Annotated in this window: 11 protein-coding genes; 4 read left to right on the top strand and 7 right to left on the bottom strand. The window is 73.7% G+C overall.

Features of this window, described 5'->3' with window-relative positions; all coding sequences use genetic code 11:
• The first annotated feature begins 1 nt into the window (after window position 1).
• Window positions 2-1,150, top strand: coding sequence for a glycosyltransferase (locus B1H29_RS23865; RefSeq protein ID WP_055416989.1), 1,149 nt, complete (start codon window positions 2-4; stop codon window positions 1,148-1,150).
• Entirely contained in the window at window positions 1,147-1,803 is a 657-nt protein-coding gene (locus B1H29_RS23860; protein WP_055416990.1) for a hypothetical protein, read from the top strand. The genes B1H29_RS23865 and B1H29_RS23860 overlap by 4 nt, the downstream gene beginning before the upstream one ends.
• A gap of 77 nt (window positions 1,804-1,880) precedes the next feature.
• Here the strand turns inward: B1H29_RS23860 and B1H29_RS23855 are convergent, their stop codons facing one another.
• On the bottom strand, window positions 1,881-3,134 hold the full coding sequence (locus B1H29_RS23855; RefSeq protein ID WP_055416991.1) for a glycoside hydrolase family 26 protein: 1,254 nt from the start codon (window positions 3,132-3,134) through the stop codon (window positions 1,881-1,883).
• 164 nt (window positions 3,135-3,298) lie between these two features.
• Here B1H29_RS23855 and B1H29_RS23850 point away from each other — a divergent pair, with 164 nt between their 5' ends.
• Both B1H29_RS23850 and B1H29_RS23845 read left to right on the top strand, forming a co-directional pair.
• Window positions 3,299-4,555, top strand: coding sequence for a hypothetical protein (locus B1H29_RS23850; protein WP_055416992.1), 1,257 nt, complete (start codon window positions 3,299-3,301; stop codon window positions 4,553-4,555).
• Entirely contained in the window at window positions 4,555-5,820 is a 1,266-nt protein-coding gene (locus B1H29_RS23845; RefSeq protein WP_055416993.1) for an NAD(P)-binding domain-containing protein, read from the top strand. The genes B1H29_RS23850 and B1H29_RS23845 overlap by 1 nt, the downstream gene beginning before the upstream one ends.
• A 218-nt stretch (window positions 5,821-6,038) precedes the next feature.
• Here the strand turns inward: B1H29_RS23845 and B1H29_RS23840 are convergent, their stop codons facing one another.
• The 6 genes from B1H29_RS23840 to B1H29_RS23815 form a co-directional block, all read right to left on the bottom strand.
• A complete protein-coding gene (locus B1H29_RS23840; RefSeq protein WP_063787482.1) occupies window positions 6,039-6,968 on the bottom strand; it encodes a chaplin family protein in 930 nt (309 codons plus the stop codon).
• Window positions 6,969-7,355: 387 nt separating this feature from the next.
• Window positions 7,356-9,302, bottom strand: a complete 1,947-nt coding sequence (locus B1H29_RS23835; protein WP_055416995.1) for an AMP-dependent synthetase/ligase — start codon at window positions 9,300-9,302, stop codon at window positions 7,356-7,358.
• 134 nt (window positions 9,303-9,436) lie between these two features.
• Window positions 9,437-11,092 (bottom strand): vWA domain-containing protein, encoded by a 1,656-nt coding sequence (locus tag B1H29_RS23830; protein ID WP_055416996.1) that lies wholly within the window; start codon window positions 11,090-11,092, stop codon window positions 9,437-9,439.
• A gap of 236 nt (window positions 11,093-11,328) precedes the next feature.
• Entirely contained in the window at window positions 11,329-12,210 is an 882-nt protein-coding gene (locus B1H29_RS23825; protein ID WP_055416997.1) for an ABC transporter permease, read from the bottom strand.
• The gene (locus tag B1H29_RS23820; RefSeq protein WP_055416998.1) at window positions 12,207-14,858 is read right to left on the bottom strand and encodes a CocE/NonD family hydrolase; all 2,652 of its coding nucleotides are present in this window, start codon (window positions 14,856-14,858) and stop codon (window positions 12,207-12,209) included. Before B1H29_RS23820 ends, B1H29_RS23825 begins: the two co-directional genes overlap by 4 nt.
• Window positions 14,859-15,209: 351 nt before the next feature.
• Window positions 15,210-16,679 carry an APC family permease gene (locus tag B1H29_RS23815; protein ID WP_055416999.1) on the bottom strand — a complete coding sequence of 490 codons (1,470 nt, stop codon included), beginning with the start codon at window positions 16,677-16,679 and terminating at the stop codon, window positions 15,210-15,212.
• Between the last annotated feature and the right edge of the window lie 137 nt (window positions 16,680-16,816).

Below are 16,816 nucleotides of genomic sequence, written 5' to 3'. Positions count from 1 at the left end.
GATGAGAGCCCTGCACATCATCACCGGCCTCGGTGTCGGCGGGGCCGAGCAGCAACTGCGGCTGCTGCTGCGCCACCTGCCCGTCGACTGCGACGTCGTCACGCTCACCAACCCCGGCGCGGTCGCCGAGGGACTCACCACCGACGGGGTCCGCGTCGTGCATCTCGGCATGGCCGGCAACCGCGACCTGACCGTGCTCCCCCGACTGGTCCGGGTGATCCGCGCCGGTGGCTACGACCTGGTGCACACGCACCTGTACCGGGCCTGCGTCTACGGCCGGGTCGCCGCCCGCATCGCCGGGGTCCGCGCCGTCGTCGCCACCGAGCACTCCCTGGGCGACTCGCAGATGGAGGGCCGCGACCTCACGGCGGGGGTGCGCGCGCTGTACCTCGCCAGCGAGCGGCTCGGCTCGGCGACGGTCGCCGTCTCCCCGACGGTGGCCGACCGCCTGAAGCGCTGGGGCGTGCCCGCCCCCCGCATCGAGGTCGTCCCGAACGGCATCGACCTGGACCGCTTCCGCTTCGACCGGGAACGGCGCGAACGCACGCGTCGGCGCCTCGGCCTGCCGGAGGGGGCATTCGTCGTCGGCGGTATCGGCCGGCTCACTCCCGGGAAGCGGTTCGACGTCCTCGTCCACGCGCTCACCCGGCTCGGGGACGACCACTGGCTGCTGCTGGTGGGCGGCGGCGCCGAGGAGCACCGTCTGCGGCGCGAGGCCCACGAGGCGGGCGTGGCCGACCGCGTCCTGTTCACCGGCGAACGCCCCTACGTCCCCGACGCCTCCCCGGGCCCCGATCTGCCCTCGCTCACCTCGGCGATGGACCTGTTCGCGTCCCCGTCCACGGAGGAGGCCTTCGGTCTGGCGGCCGTGGAGGCACTGGCGTCGGGCCTGCCCGTGCTCTACACCTCCTGCCCGGCGATCGAGGACCTTCCGCCGTCGGCCACCGTCCGGCGCGTGCGCGGCGGCCCCGAGGCGTACGCCCGCGCGATCGCCGGGGTGCGCGCGGCGGGCGCCGGGCCGCGCACGGCCCCCGAGGTCGCACACCGCTACAGCATCACCCGCAGCACGGCCCGCCTCATGGACGTGTACGCGGCAGCCGTCTCCCGTTCGCCGTCCTCCTTCTCACCTCTCGGAGCGAGCCCGTCATGACCGACACTCCGGCCCGTCAGCGCCAAAAGCTCCTGTCTCGTGTCAGGAGGCCGCCGTCCTGGTCCGTGCTCGCGGCCGGCACCCTCCTCGGCGGCCTGCTCGGCGGCGCGTACGGCCTGCTCGCCCCCGTCACCTACACGGCCACCAGCTACCTCGTCGCCGTACCCACCTCGAAGTCCACCCCGGAGGCCGCCCGCGGCTTCGCGCAGGCGTACGGCCGGGTGGCCACGCAGGTCGCGGTGCTCGAGGACGCACAGGTGTGGGCGGGCGTGCCGGTGCGGACGCTGCAGGACAGGGTGCGCGCGGCGACCTCGCCGGACGCGCCGATGGTCGCCGTCTCGGCCACCTCCCCGCGGCCCGGGCTCGCCGTCGACATGGCCAACGCGGTCTCCCGCGCGCTGACCCAGCACGCGGAACACACCAAGGACAGCACCCAGGTCCGGCTCGTGCGGTTCTCACGGGCGGTGGAGCCGAGCGAGCCGACGTCCGCGACGCCGGCGGTGACCACGTTGGTGGGGACCGGCGCGGGCGGGTTGCTCGGCGGCCTGGCCCTGCTGGCACGGCCACGGCGGACCGGCCGGGACGGCGCCGCCCTCCCCGGCCCCTCGGTGCCCGGCCCCGCCACCGCCGCCGATGTGTCCGGACAGCGGTGACGGCGGTGCACCCGACCGAACTCGTCGCCGACGCGTCCGCCTTCGCCGAGCCGCACCCGGACGGGCCGGCGGGTGCGCTAGTGGGTGCGCGACCACCAGTCGACGCGGAGGCAGAGCTTTCCTCCGAGCCAGTACTCCACCCAACTGCCCAGGTCCAGAGGCGAGCAGCCCTCCGGAGGCAGCGGGGCGGTCGGCGTGGGCGTGGGTTCGGGCGTCGGCGTGGGTGTCGTCTCGTCGGTGCGGCCGGTGAGAGCGGACCGGTAGACGCGGGACGAGACCGGATTGGCGGAACACTGCCACACACCGTGCGGGCAGTAGTCGGTCAGCGTGTTGTACAGCGGTTTGTGCTCGTCGATCCACGCGAGCATGCGCCGCATGTACTCGGGGTTGTCGCCGTTACGGAAAAGCCCCCACTCGGGATAGGAGATGGGTTTGCCGTGGGCCTTGGCGAAATCCACCTGTGCCTGGAGTCCGTAGGGCTCGTTCACCTGCCCGTCGAACGACAGCCCGGCCGGCTGGTCGTAGGAATCCATGCCGATGATGTCGACCACGTCGTCCCCCGGGTAGCACTGCGTCCAGGGAACGGCGTCCCGGCCGCGGCTCGGCGTGAAGTCGAACCGGAACTTCTGGCCCGGCACCGAACGCATGGTGGTGACGATCCTGTTCCAGTACTTCTTCCAGGACTCCGGGTCCGGCCCGCATCGATGGGTGTACGTGGTGCCGTTCATCTCCCAGCCGAGCACGAGGACCGTGTCCGGCACCTTCAGCCGGACCAGCCGCTCGGCCAGGGCACGGAAGTGGTGATCGAACTCCCCGTTCGCGCCCCGGCGCAGCAGCCGCCGGACCTCGTCGTCGGGGACGCCCTCCTCGTTGCGCTCCTGCAGGGGCACGTTGAGGACGAGCATCCGGTCGTCCTTCTCGTTGCGCCAGTTCGCCCATGCCTCGAGGAAGTGGACGTCGCCCTCGATGTCGCTCCAGTGGTTGCCCGGCAGGTAGGTGTGACCGACGCGGAGCTCGGCACCTCCCAGCCAGTGACTGAGCTGCGCCATGCGGGCGATGCCACGGGCGTCGGACTTGAGGAAGGCGCCGAAGGCCGGGACCTCCTTGCCCGGCACCGGCGTGGTCGCCCGGGGTGTCCTGGACGGCTCGGGGACGGCCGGGCGCGGGCCGACGGCGGATGCCGCCGGGGACGGCGCCGGAGCGCGCGGATCGGCGACTCGCACCACCTCCGCTCCCGCCGCGTGACCGGCCGCCAGGGCGGCCGACGTAGTGACCGCCGCCACGCCCACGAGCAGCCTGCGGACCCGGAATCGCTTGTGCTGCGGGGCCATTCCTGCTCCCTTCTTCGCTCTCGTCCGCCTTCTGGCTCTGTTCCTGTTGTTGACGGACAGTCACATGAAGTCACGCACAGGCAATCCCACGGCGCCACCGCACTTGGGGCTTTCGAGTGCCGCACTCGCCCGTGTGGGTGAGCCATCCGACAAAAGGAGAGTTCGTGTCGCTGCTCGACACCCGCGTCCCCGCCGTACTGCTGCGGATCGACCGGAATCCCTTTCACCACGGAACGCTGGGCGCCGTGCGTTCCCTCGGCAGGGCGGGAGTGGAGGTGCATGTCGTCGCCGACTCGGCGGGCAGTCCCGTTTCCAGGTCGCGTTACGTGCGCCGGATGCATCCCCCGCCGCTCCCGGGCGCGTCCGCGGACGAGATTCTCGACGTACTGCGCAAGGTGGCCGACCACTTGGCGGCTCCCGCCGTCCTGGTCCCGATGGACGACGCGGGCGCGATCGCCGTGGGCCGCGTGCGGGCCGGCCTCGCGCCCTCCTACCTCCTGCCGGCGATGCCGGACACGCTGGCCGCGCGCGTCGCCGACAAGGCGGAACTGGCCGCCGTGTGCGCGTCCGCGGATGTTCCGCACCCGGTGACGCTGGTCCCGGACAGCCCGGAGCGGGCCGCCGACGACGTGCGCCGGCTCGGACTGCCGGTGGTGGCGAAGTGGAGCCGGCCCTGGCTGCTGCCGGCCGGCAGCGGGCTGCGCAGCACACTGCTGGTGCGGTCCGCGCGGGAGGCCCGGGAGCTGTACCTGCGCACCGGGGAGGCGGGCAGCCGGCTGCTGCTGCAGGCGTACCTGCCGCCGGGGCCGGACCGGGACTGGTTCTTCCACGGATACGCCGACCACTCCGGCGCCGTGCGCGCGGGCGGGCCGGGCCGCAAGCAACTGGCCTGGCCTCGTGGCGCGGGCCTGACCGCGGTGGGCTGCTGGACGCCCAACCCGCAGGTGCAGGCGCTGGCCGAGCGACTCACCGGCGAATTGGGCTACCGGGGCGTCTTCGACCTCGACTTCCGCCGCTGCGGCGAGAGTGGCCGCTACCACCTGCTCGACTTCAACCCGCGCCCCGGCGCCCAGTTCCGGCTCTTCGCGGACAGCGGGGGACTGGACGTCGTACGCGCTCTGCACCTGGACCTGACGGGCCGCCCCCTACCGGACAGGGCCCCCCGGGCCGGGCGGACGTTCGTGGTGGAGAACTACGCGCCGCTCGCCGCGCTGCGCCCGGCCCCGAACGGGCGCGAACTGGCCTGGTACGCCCGGGACGACCGCGGTCCCGGACGGGCGATGAGGGCCCTGTGGTGCCGTCATGTGGCCGGCCGGCTGCGGGAACGGCTGGGCGGGCCGACGGCGGCGCGGGCGGCACATCCGATCCCCGGGGCGACCTCGGCCTCCCCGACCGACAACGAGAAAGCGAGTAGCCGATGATGTACGACCTTCTGGTGGTGGGCGCGGGTCCGTACGGTCTGTCGATCGCCTCCCACGCCGCGGCCGCCGGGCTGAATCTGCGCGTGTTCGGCCGGCCGATGGCGTCCTGGCGGGATCACATGCCCGGCGGCATGTTCCTGAAGTCGGAGCCGTGGGCGTCCAACCTCTCCGATCCGCAGGGACGTTGGCGTCTGGACGCGTACTGCGCGGAGCGGGGACTGACGGCACGCCACGCGCGGCCGATCCCGGTGGAGGAGTTCGCGTCGTACGGTCTGTGGTTCGCGCACCACGCCGTCCCGGCGGTGGACGAGCGCACGGTGACGCGGGTGGCGGCCGGCCCCGGCGGCTTCACGGCGGTCACCGAGGACGGTGAGGTGGTGCACGCGCGGACGGTGGCGTTGGCGGTCGGTGTGATGCCGTTCATCGAGGTGCCGCCCGCACTGCGTGGGCTGCACCCCTCACTGGTCACGCACAGCAGCCACCACAACGACCTGTCCCCCTTCCGGGGCAGGGACGTGACGGTGGTCGGCGGCGGTCAGGCGGCGCTGGAGACCGCGGCGCTCCTCGCCGAACAGGGCACCCGCGTGCGGGTGCTGGCGCGCGCGGAGCGGCTGCGGTGGAACGACGTGCCGCCGCCCTTGGAGCGTCCCTGGTGGCAGTCGGTCCGTTCCCCGCACAGCGGCCTCGGCCCAGGCTGGCGGAACTGGTTCTACTCCGAGCGCCCCGGCCTCTTCCGGAGCCTGCCGCGGACGACCCGGGCGCGCATCACGGCCACGGCACTGGGGCCGGCGGGTGCGTGGTGGGTGCGGGACCGGGTGGAGCGGGCGGTGGAACTGCTGCCGGGCCACGAGGTCACCGCGGCCTGTGCGGTGCCGGGCGGCGTACGGCTGGACGTGGTGAGCCACGAGGGCGCCCTGCGCACCCTGAAGACCGAACACGTCGTGGCCGCCACGGGATTCCGGCCGCGCTGCGACCGGATGGGGATGCTCTCCGCCGAGCTGTGCGGGACGCTGGCGGTCCTGCCCGACGGTTCTCCGGCGACGGGGCGCGACTTCGAGTCCTCCCACCCCGGCCTGTTCCTCGCGGGCCTGGTGACCGCCTCCGGCTTCGGCCCGGCCATGCGTTTCGTCCACGGCGCGACGTTCACGGCCGCGGTCCTCGTCCAAGGGGTGCGTCGCCGGCTCAGGAGGACCCCGACGCGCGCCACGGTTCCCGTTCCGGGGACCGGCAGCCGAAGCGGGACGCCGGCCCCGCTGAGCCGCTGAGCCGCTGACGGAGGCGGGCCGGGCGTTGGTGGCGCGGCGGCTCCGACCCGGTGGGCGGCTGGTGACGGCGACTACGCGCCCCGCCGGCTCGCCCCTACGGCAACGCGCCCCCGGACCGGCTCGGCCACGTCGTGCGGTGGCTCGGGCCGGTCCGGGGGCGCGCCCGGCCGGAGTGGTGGCGGGTGCCGGGCGCGGTCGCGTCCGGCACCCGGGAGCGGCTACCGCTGGGACGCGGCGCGGCCGCGGCGGTACAGCAAAGCCCCGCCCGTGAGCAGTGCGACACCGGCGGCCGAGGCCGCCAGCATGCCCTCGCTGCCGGTCTCGGCCATCTGCGGCGTCTTGCCGGGCTCCTCGACGCCGACCGAGGGCGGCGGCACGGTGCCGCGCGTGGGGGGAGGGGTGGGAGCGCTGGTGGACGGAGGCGTTTCGCAGTCGTCGTCGCAGGTCTTCGGGGGCGTCTCGTCCTCGGTGCCGTACCCGGGCTCGGGCGACCGGTCCGTCGAGTTGCCGCACGAGTTGCCGTACGCGTGGTTGAGCGCCGCGATCACGTCGACGGTGTTGCCGCACACGTTCACCGGCAACTCGACCGGCGCCTGCACGTTGTTCCCGGACAGCAGGCCATAGGAGTCCTCGGTGCTCGCCACCGCCTTGGCGCCACCGGCGGGACTGCCGTACGAGGACCCGGACGATCCGTGCTCGTACGAGGCGTTGCCGCACGAGTTGTCGCTCGCGTGGTTGAGCGCCGCGATCACGTCGACGGTGTTGCCGCACACGTTCACCGGCGCCGAGACCGGCGCCTGCACGTTGTTCCCGGACAGCAGGCCATGGGAATCCTCGGTGCTCGCCACCGCCTTGGCGCCACCGGCGGGACTGCCGTACGAGGACCCGGACGATCCGTGCTCGTACGAGACGTTGCCGCACGAGTTGTCGCTCGCGCGGTTGAGCGCCGCGATCACACCGACGGTGTTGCCGCACACGTTCACCGGCACCGAGACCGGCACCTGCACGTTGTTCCCGGACAGCAGGCCGGAAGAATCCTCGGCGGCTGCCACCGCGGTCGAGTCGGCGAGGGCGGGGGTGCCGGACAGGGACAGAATGCCCGTGGCGGCGGCCGCCGCGAACACTCCCCTGCTCAGGGTCTGTCGCAATGTGCTGATCTTCCTGCTCGATGAACTGGGAAAGCCGGCCTTGGCACGGAGACCGACATCCAAGCCCGGCCATGACATGGCCGGGGGCTGGCGCGGGCGTCGGCCGCATGCCCTACTGCTCCATCAACACGACGCACGGGAATCGGTTGCGCAAGTTCACCCGGTTGGACCGATCGACATCCGGAAAAGCGTGGAAGGGAGTGCGCGGGAGGCGGGAAGTCGCCGAGGCGGGAACTCACCGAGGCGGGAACTCACCGAGGCCGGCGAGCTCCAGGGCGTCGTCCCGGTGGGCGGCCCGCCGGGCCGGACGGCGCGGCCGGAACCCGGATTCGCCACCGTCGCATCGGCGGTCCGCCCCTTTCGCATGCCGTCCGCAGTGCCGGCGGGTCAGCGCGCCCGCGTCCCGGGGCCGCGCCCCGACGCGTACAGCGCCTCGATCTCGGCCGCGTACGCCGCCACCGCCGCGTGCCGCTTCACTTTCAGAGACGGGGTCAGCAGCCCGTTCTCCTCGGTGAACTCGCCCTCGACGAGCCGGAAGGCGCGGATCGACTCGGCCCGGGAGACGGCCGCGTTGGCGTGGTCCACGGCCTTCTGGACGTCGGCGCGCATCCGTTCGTCCCGCACGACCTCGGACAACGGGGTGTCGGCGGGCAGTTTCCGGACCGACAGCCAGTGGGCGACGGCGTCCGGGTCGAGGGTGATCAGGGCGGCGACGAAGGGGCGGTCGTCACCGACGACGAGGCACTGGGCGACCGGTGGGCGGCTGCGCAGGCGGTCCTCCAGGACGGCCGGGGAGACGTTCTTGCCGCCGGAGGTGACCAGGAGGTCCTTCTTGCGGCCGGTGATGGTGAGGTAGCCGTCCTCGTCCAGGGAGCCGAGGTCACCGGTGGCGAACCAGCCGTCGGTGAGGGCGGCGTCGGTGGCCTCCGGGTCGCCCCGGTAGCTCCCGAAGACGATGCCGCCCTTGATGAGGACCTCGCCGTCGTCCGCGATGCGCACGGCCGTGCCGGGGACCGGTGGGCCGACGGTGCCGGGGCGGGGGCCCAGCGGCGGGACGATGGTGGCGGCGGCGGTGGTCTCGGTCAGGCCGTAGCCCTCGTAGACCATGATTCCGGCGGCGTAGAAGAACAGGTTGAGGTCGCTCTCGAGCGGGGAGCCGCCGCTGATGGCGTAGCGCATCCGGCCGCCGAGTTCCTTGCGGACGCGGCGGTAGACCAGCAGGTCGTACAGGGCCCAGCCGGCCCACAGACCGGGCCCGGGGCCCTTGCCGCGGCCGAGGAACCGCTCCAGGTGGGCTCCGCCGAAGCGGACGGCGAGGCGGTGGGCCCGTTCGAAGGAGGCGCCGCGGCCGAGTTTCTCGGCGGTCGCGCGGCCCGTGTCGTGGATCTTCTCGAAGAGGTACGGCACACCGACCAGGAAGGTCGGGCGGAACGTCTTCAGCGCGGGGCGGAGCTCGTCGGGCTTGATGCTCGGGAAGTGGCCGACCTCGATGCGGGCCAGCAGGCAGGCGATCTGGATGGTGCGGCCGAGGATGTGGGCGAGCGGGAGGAAGAGGAGGGTCGAGGCGGTCTGGCCGGTGACCTCCTTGAAGATCGGGTGCAGCAGTTCGACCGTGTTGGCGGCCTCGGCGTGCAGGTTGGCGTGGGTGAGGACGCAGCCCTTGGGGCGTCCGGTGGTGCCGGAGGTGTAGCAGACCGTCGCCACCGTGTCCGGGGTCAGGGCGGTGCGGCGCTTGGCGACCTCCTCGTCGCTCACCCCCAGGCCCAGGGCCGTGAGGTCGGTGAGCGCGCCGGCGTCGAGTTCCCAGGTGCGTGGGTGCTCGGGGTGGCCGGCGGTGCCGGCGACGACGGTCGCGGTGTTCGCGGCGGTCTCGGTGACCACGTGCCGGGCGCCGGAGTCGCGGACGATCCACTCGACCTGGTCGGCGGAGGAGGTGGCGTAGACGGGGACGGTCTGGCCGCCGGCGGCCCAGATCGCGAAGTCCAGGACCGTCCACTCGTAGCGGGTGCGGGACATGACGGCGACCCGTCCGCCGGGTTCCAGGCCGGCGGCGATCAGGCCCTTGGCCACGGCGGTCACCTCGCGGGCGAACTCCGCCGCGGTGACGGGCCGCCAGACGCCGTGGACCTCGCGGCGCAGGACCACCGCGTCGGGGGCCTCGGCCGCGTTGGTGAACGGGATGTCGGCGGTACTGCCGGTGGTGGGGCGCGGCGCGAGGGGGGCGGTGCGGGCCTCACGGACGGTGCCCCGCTCGTCCCCGACGGTCTCGGTCCTCGTGCGGGACGCCAGGTCGCCGCGCTCTCTCGCCCGTTTCAGGTCCTTGCGTACGCCCATGACGGCTCCCGGTCGCGGATCGGACTGACGTTGTGTCGTGCGCGCCTGAGCCTGTCCGCCCAGGCGTGCTTACTCCCGAGTAAACTTACTCGAGAGTAAGCATAGGTCAACGGGTCCGCCCCGGACTCGGCGCGTCAGGTCAGCCGGTTCGCCGTGCCGATCGCCTCGGCCAGGCCCCGGACGTCCTCGTCCTCCGTGCGGTCGGCCAGGGAGTCGGCACGCTCGGCGAGTTCACCGAGTCCCGGCGCGCCCGGCAGGGAGCCGTGGCGGCCGTCGTAGCTTTGACTGTCGTCGCCGTGGCTGTCGTCGGCGTAGTTGTCGTCGCCGTGGTCGCCGTCGCCGTGGTCGCCGTCGCCGTGGTCGGCGTGGGTGGAACGCAGCGCGTCGGCGAAGTAGGCGGCGGTCGCGGTGACCCGCAGGCCGTGGTCCGCGTCCCAGACGGAGCCGTCGAGGGCGTCGGTCTCCACGTCGCCGGACTCCTCGTGCGGGGCCCGGGTGTCGGGGTCGAGCCAGCGGACGGTGGCCGTGGCGAGGTGACCGTCGGCGCCGGGCCGGACTCGGACGGCGTACAGGGCGGTGACGGTGTGGCCGGGGCCGACCTCGCCGCCGTCGACGCGGTCGTCGCGGAAGTCCTCGTCGGCGACCCGGCGGTTGTCGTAGCCGACGAGGCGGAACTCGGCGACCGTCTCGGGATCGAAGGCGACCTGGGCCTTGGCGTCGCGGGCGGTCAGTTCGACGTGGCGCGGGAGTTGCTCGCAGAAGACCTCCCGGGCGTCCTCGGTGTCCGACACGTATGTGGTGTGGCCGTCGCCCTTGTCGGCGAGGCGTTCCATCAGGGCGTCGCCGTAGTCGCTGCCGACGCCGACGCCGAAAAGGGTGATGCCGTGCTCGCGGCGGGCGTCCGCGATGCGTTCGAGGATGGCGTCCGCGTCGGTGTCGCCGGTGTTGGCCAGGGCGTCGGAGACGAGGACGACGCGGTTGGTGGCGCCCTCGCGGCGGCCCTCGACGGCGGTGGCGTAGCCGGTCTCGACGCCCGCGCCGAGGTTGGTGGAGTCGGTCGGCTCGAGGCTGTCGATCGCGTCGTGGATCCGGCCGCGGCGGTCGCCGAGCCGGGTCATCGGCAGCACCGTCTCGGCCTCGTCGCTGAAGGTGACGAGCGCGACCGAGTCGTCGTCGCGCAGGCGGTCGGTCATCGTGCCGAGGGACTCCTTGGCGAGGTCGAGCCGGCCGGGCTCGGCCATGGAGCCGGAGATGTCGATGACGAACGTCAGGGCGGCGGGCGGGCGATCGCCCTCCTGCTCGGCGCCCCGAGTGGCCAGCCCCACGCGGACCAGCGACCAGTCCCCCTCGTCGGTGCGGGCGCCGTCCACGGTCACCGTGAAGCCGTCGCCGTCGGGACGGTCGTAGTCCTGGCGGAAGCTGTTGACGAACTCCTCGGGCCGGACCGTCGAGGGGTCGGGCAGCCGGCCCTCGGAGAGGGTGCGGCGGGCGTAGCCGTAGGAGGCGGTGTCGACGTCGAGGGCGAAGGTGGAGAGGTGGCCGGGGGCGGGGGCGGTGTCGCGGGAGTCACCGTTCTCCCCGGTCTCCCCGCCCTCGAACCGCTGTCCGCCCTCGCCCCGGGGGCGGTCGGGCGCGGGCAGCGGGGCCGAGCCGCCCCGGGAGTCGGCCGCGGAGTCCTTCGCCCCGTGAGCGGCGTCGCCCCCGCCCCCGCAGCCGGTGAGCAGCAGGCCGCCCGCCGCCGTGAGCGCGAGCAGCGCGCCGATCGGCCTTCGTGTCCGGTACCGCTTCATCTTCCGTGCCCCCTGGTTCCGTTGACGCCCGTGCATGTGACTGTGACGGCGCGGCGAGGCGGAACGTGCGGCACGGGGCGTTACGGGTGTGTCTCGAAGCGGGCACGGCGGCAGGCCGTCGAGACCGGTGGGTGACCCGCCGGTGACCTGGGCGAGGTCTCCGCGACGGGGCGGGATCAGTGGGGGGCGAGGGGGCGGGTCCCAGTCCCCCACGGCCCCTCCCCGGACTGCGCCTCCTAGGAGACGATGTCCTTGCGGGCGAACCCCCGGAAGGCCAGGGCGAAGAGCACCAGCGCGTACGTCACCGACAGCGAGGTGCCCTGGATCAGGCGGGTCCAGTCCAGTTCCGGCCGCACCGTGTCGAGCCAGGCGTACTGCCAGTGCGCGGGCAGGAAGGCGCGCCAGTCGCCGAGGGCGGTCACCTCGTCCAGGACGTTGCCGATGATGGTCAGGCCGACCGCGCCGCCGACCGCGCCGAGGGGCGCGTCCGTCTTGGTGGAGAGCCAGAACGCCAGGGCGGCGGTGACCAGTTGCGAGACGAAGACGTACGCCACCGTGATGGCCAGGCGCTCGGCAGCGGTGCCGGTGGGCAGGCTGCCGCCGGTGGGCAGCTCCAGCGGCCCCCAGCCGTAGGCGACCGAGCCGACGGCGAGCGCGACCAGCGGCAGCAGGACGATCGCGGCGAGGCTGAGGGTGAGGGCGACGACCAGCTTGGACCAGAGCAGGCGGGCGCGGGGCACCGGCGCCGCCAGCAGGTAGCGCAGGGACGACCAGCCGGCCTCCGAGGCGACCGTGTCCCCGAAGAACAGGGCGACGGGCACGACGAGGAGGAACCCCGCGGAGGCGAAGAGGTTCACCGCGGCGAAGTTGGCGCCCGACGCGGTGGCCGTGTCCATCAGGCTGATCCGGTTGTTCGCACCGCCCGGCTCGCCGCCGATCCGGAAGGCGACGAGCAGGACGAACGGCAGGGCGAACAGGATGCCGCCCATGACGAGCGTGCGGCGCCGCTTGAGCTGCCGGACCAGCTCGACCCGCACGGGCAGCGTGCGGCCCGCGCGGTAGCCGTCGGCGGCCTCCTGGGGGCCGGCGGACGCGGCGCCTTCGGCCAGCGTGCTCATGCCGGGTCTCCGATCAGGGTGAGGAAGGCGTCCTCGAGGCGCCGGTGGGGACCCACCGACTCCACGGGCACGTCCAGGCGTACGAGTTCGGCGATCAGGTCCCGGGCCGTTCCCCCGGCGCCGAGCCGGACCAGCAGGCCACCGTCGGTGGCGGCCGCCGAGGCCACGCCCGGCAGGGCGGCGACCTTCTCGACGAGGGGCGCGTCCACGCGCGCGACGGTGCCCACCAGCAGCGTGTCGCCGGAGCCGACGATCTCGCCGACCGGACCGGCCTGGACGAGCCTGCCGTGGTCCATGACCACCAGGTGGGTGCAGGTCTGCTCGACCTCGGCCAGCAGGTGGCTGGAGACGATCACCGTGCGGCCTGCCGCCGCGTAGCGGATCATCACCTCGCGCATCTCGCGGATCTGCGGCGGGTCCAGGCCGTTGGTCGGCTCGTCCAGGATCAGCAGGTCGGGCAGGCCCAGCATGGCCTGGGCGATGGCGAGGCGCTGGCGCATGCCCTGGGAGTAGGTGCGCACCGCGCGGGCGAGCGCGTCGCCGAGGCCGGCGATCTCCAGGGCCTCGTCGAGGTGCGCGTCCTGCGGCGGGCGGCCGGTGGCCCGCCAGTACAGCTCCAGGTTCTCGCGGCCGGACAGGTGCGGCAGGAAGCCCGCGCCCTCGACGAAGGCGCCGACGCGGGAGAGGACCGGGGCGCCGGGCGCGATGGCGTGACCGAAGACGCGGACCTCGCCGCCGTCCGGCGCGATCAGGCCCATGAGCATGCGCAGGGTCGTCGTCTTGCCCGCGCCGTTCGGCCCGAGCAGGCCCAGGACCTGGCCCCTCTCCACCCGGAACGACAGGTCCCGCACGGCGTACCGGTCGGTGGACTTGGCGTACCGCTTGCTCAGGTCCGTGATCTCAAGCGGCACGTCGGCCAGCGCGGGGTCGGGCGGCGGGGCCGTGGTGCGGCGGCGGGCGGTCAGCAGCAGGGCCGCGGCGACCGCGGCTCCGGCCAGGGGCGCCCACCAGACCCAGGCGGGCAGCCCGGCCACCTGGCCGCTCCCGCCGAGGGCCGTGGGCACCTCCAGGTCGCCCTTGAGGGAGACGGTGTACGTGGCGGGAGCGGCCGGTGAGGCGTAACCCAGGTCGGTGGAGGACAGGACCAGGCGCAGCCGGTGGCCGCTCTCGATCTCGTGGTCGACGGCCGGCAGGGTGATCTTCACGTCCTCGCCGGCTCCGGCGTTCTCCACCCTGACGGGCGTGACCAGTTGGGAGGGGAGCACCCGCTGGGTGCCGCCGGGGCCGACGTCGTACACCTTGGCGAAGAGCACGGCCTCGTCGCTGGTGGACTCCACGTGGACGGTCGCGGTCGGCGAGCCGGTGATCTGCAGGTCCTCCCGGACGGGCGCCGACTCGAAGGCGGCGTACTGGCCGGGGAAGTCCAGCGAGACACCGAGGCCGAGCGAGGAGAGTTGGGACAGGCCGCCGGAGCCGCCGATTCCGGGCAGGGCGGAGACGGCGGGCGGGCTGGCGCCGGCCGGGTTGTCGAAGCTCTGCTCGCGTCCGCGGAGTCCGATCGGGCGGAGCTCGCCCGCCAGGCCGGGGTAGGAGTCTGCGCTGACGCCCTCCAGGCGGGGTTCACCGTCGCCGCTGCCGGAGCCGAGGGTGCGGCTGACGCGGAACGCGGGGCCGGTGGCGGCCGACTCGTCGCCCTTCAGATAGCGGTCGAACCACGCCCCGACGCGGGCCTCGACCCGGTCCGTCTCCAGGTCGCCGCCGTCGTGGCCGCCCGCGATCCAGTCGACGTCGACGGGGGCGCCGTTGGCGCGGATCGCCTTGGCGGCGGCGTCGGCCTGGCCGAGCGGGAAGAGGGAGTCGGTCTGGCCCTGCATCAGGAGCGTGGGCACGTCGATGCGGTCGCCGACGGCCTGCGGGCTGCGCTCCTCGAGGAGCTTCACCGCCTCCGCGTCCGGCGTCCCGCTCTCGGCGACGCGCTGGTACATCCGGCAGAGTCCGGCCTCGAGCTCCTCGCAGCCGCCGCCCAGGTTGACGAAGATGCCGGCCCACAGCTTCTTGAAGACGCCGTTCGGGAAGAGGGCGTCCGCGAGGTTCCAGTACGTGATGGCGGGGGCGATCGCGTCGACCCGCTTGTCGTGCCCGGCGGCCAGCAGCGCGACCGCGCCGCCGTAGGAGCCGCCGGCCATGCCCACGCGCGGGTCGCCCTTCTCGTCCAGCCGGACCTGCGGCTGCTGCGCCAGCCAGTCGATCAGCCGGGACACGTCGGCGACCTCGCCGTCCGGGGCGTTCAGCCCGATCTTCCCGGTGGACTCGCCGAAGCCGCGCGCCGACCAGGTCAGGACCGCGTACCCGTCCCGTGCGAGGCTCTCCGCCTGCTCCCGTACGTCGGCCTTGCTGCCGCCGAAGCCGTGCGCGAGCAGGACGGCCGGGCGGGGGCCGCCGGAGCCCGCGGTGAAGTAGGAGGTGTCCAGGCGCACCCCGTCGCCCGCGGCCATCACCCGGTCGGCGCGGTGCACCGGGGGCGGGTCGTCACCGGCGACGGCCGTCCATGTCCCGGCGCCGGCGAGTACGACGACGGCGGCCGCGGCGGCGAGCAACCGCCGGGGCCCCCGTAGCAGCCCTCGCACGCGGGGCAGTCGAAGATCCATGCGTCAACGGTACGGGCCGCCGCCGACATCGGGGGCAGCCCGCGGGCTGAACCACCGCCCCTCCCACGGAGGTACGGCGCCGGTGCCGTGTACCACGGGCGCGGTAGGCCGGGTTGAGCGCCGGGTGGGCTCCCGGGGCCGAGGGCCGGTCACGGAGGGGCGCCCCCCGGGGACCGACGACTGGTCACGGACGGACGGCCACCGGCACCGACGACCAGCCACGGGCAGACGGCCCGGCAACCGACGACTGGTCACGGACAGACGGCCCGGCAACCGACGACCGATCACGGACGGACGGCCACCCGCACCGACGACCAGCCACGGACAGACGGCCCGGCAACCGACGACCGGTCACGGACGGGCGGGTTCGCGGACGTCGTCCGGGAGGGTCACCAGCCAGCGGGTGTCGCGGCGGGGGCGCAGGTACAGGGCCCAGTAAAGGGTGGCGACGGCGGTGATGCCGCCGGTCCACAGCAGGTGGCTCACCTCCTGCTGGGTCAGGATGTAGGCGAGGACGGCGATCAGCAGGACCGGCATCGCGGGCCACAGGGGCATGCGCCAGGCGTGCGCGTGCCGGTGGGAGCCCCGGCGGGCGAGCAGGGCGGCGACCGCGACGAGCAGGTACATGCCCGTGACGGAGACGCCCGTCACGCCGTACAGGGTGTCCAGGTCGACGAAGCACAGCAGGGCGCCGGGCACGCCGACGGCGAGGGTGGCGACCCACGGGGAGCCGAACCGGCCGAGCTTGGCGAAGAGGGCGTTCACCGGCTCGGGCCAGGCCTTGTCGCGGGCGGAGGCGAACAGGACGCGCGAGTTCTGGATGACCATCACGATGCCCGCGTTGACGATGGCGAGGGCCACGCAGAGGCTGACGAAGGTGCCGACGGCGGAGTTGGACCAGGCGGTGACCATGGCGCCGATGTCGCCGCCGGTCAGCTCCGCGAGGTCGGAGGCGCCGAGGGTGATGGCGACGACCGGGACCAGGATGATCACGGCGGAGATGCCGAGGGTGGCGAGCACCGTGCGGGCGACGTTGCGGCGCGGGTTCTCCAGCTCCTCGGAGAGGTAGACGGCGGTGGAGAAGCCCTGGGTGACGAACAGGGCGATGGCGAGCCCGGAGACGACCAGCATGGCCGTCACGGGGTCCGCGCCGCCGTCCGTGCCGGCCACCTCCATGGCGGCGAGGCTGCCCGGGCCGCGCTCGGCGTGGGCGAAGCCCAGCACCGCGACGACGGCGGCGGCGATGACCTCCAGGACCAGGAAGACGCCGGTGATCCAGGCGTTGGCGCGCAGGTCGAGCAGGCCGGCGAGGGTGGCGAGCACCATGACGCCGGCGCCCGCGAGGGACGGGTCGAGGTGCACGACCGGTTCGAGGTAGTCGGCGGTGCCCATCGCGATCACCGGCGGCACGATCATGACGACCAGCAGGGACAGGACGAAGACCAGCCAGCCCGCCAGCCGCCCCGCCATCGTCGACACCATGGCGTACTCGCCGCCCGCGCTGGGGATGAGGGTGCCCAGCTCCGAGTAGCAGAACGCCACGGCGATACAGAGCAGGGAGCCGATGGCGATGGTCAGGGCGGTGGCGGTGCCGAGCGAGCCGAACAGGTCGGGGACGACCACGAACAGCGTGGAGGCTGGGGTCACGCACGAGAGCGTCAGGAGAGTACCGCCGACGACCCCGATGGAACGCTTGAGCGTCCGGGACTCCGGGAGCTCCGGACGGTTCGAGGGGCCCGGGAGGCCCGTGGGGTCCGGGAGGCCCATTGGGTCCGGTGGCGCCGCGGCGTCGGTCTCGGCGGGGCGGAGCGTGTCGGTCATGGAGCGGTTCCGATCGACTCGTGCGACGTGGTTCGGGCGGGAGCGCTATCGCCTCCGGCGGCTTGGTCGTACGTCGTTCTCGTCCGCTCCCGACACCAGATGGAATCCCAACGAAAACCGGCGCGTCAATGGCTGTT

Origin of the sequence: Streptomyces pactum (genome assembly GCF_002005225.1) — a bacterium.
Classification (GTDB): domain Bacteria; phylum Actinomycetota; class Actinomycetes; order Streptomycetales; family Streptomycetaceae; genus Streptomyces; species Streptomyces pactum_A.
This window is presented reverse-complemented; position numbering and strand designations above follow the sequence as displayed.

What these genes read in the sequence shown, in the direction of transcription:
- B1H29_RS23825 (WP_055416997.1), bottom strand. Translation starts at nt 12,210, where the DNA reads ATGAGCACGCTGGCCGAAGGCGCCGCGTCCGCCGGCCCCCAGGAGGCC.
- B1H29_RS23835 (WP_055416995.1), bottom strand. Translation starts at nt 9,302, where the DNA reads ATGGGCGTACGCAAGGACCTGAAACGGGCGAGAGAGCGCGGCGACCTG.
- B1H29_RS23860 (WP_055416990.1), top strand. Translation starts at nt 1,147, where the DNA reads ATGACCGACACTCCGGCCCGTCAGCGCCAAAAGCTCCTGTCTCGTGTC.
- B1H29_RS23845 (WP_055416993.1), top strand. Translation starts at nt 4,555, where the DNA reads ATGTACGACCTTCTGGTGGTGGGCGCGGGTCCGTACGGTCTGTCGATC.
- B1H29_RS23830 (WP_055416996.1), bottom strand. Translation starts at nt 11,092, where the DNA reads ATGAAGCGGTACCGGACACGAAGGCCGATCGGCGCGCTGCTCGCGCTC.
- B1H29_RS23865 (WP_055416989.1), top strand. Translation starts at nt 2, where the DNA reads ATGAGAGCCCTGCACATCATCACCGGCCTCGGTGTCGGCGGGGCCGAG.
- B1H29_RS23820 (WP_055416998.1), bottom strand. Translation starts at nt 14,858, where the DNA reads ATGGATCTTCGACTGCCCCGCGTGCGAGGGCTGCTACGGGGGCCCCGG.
- B1H29_RS23815 (WP_055416999.1), bottom strand. Translation starts at nt 16,679, where the DNA reads ATGACCGACACGCTCCGCCCCGCCGAGACCGACGCCGCGGCGCCACCG.
- B1H29_RS23855 (WP_055416991.1), bottom strand. Translation starts at nt 3,134, where the DNA reads ATGGCCCCGCAGCACAAGCGATTCCGGGTCCGCAGGCTGCTCGTGGGC.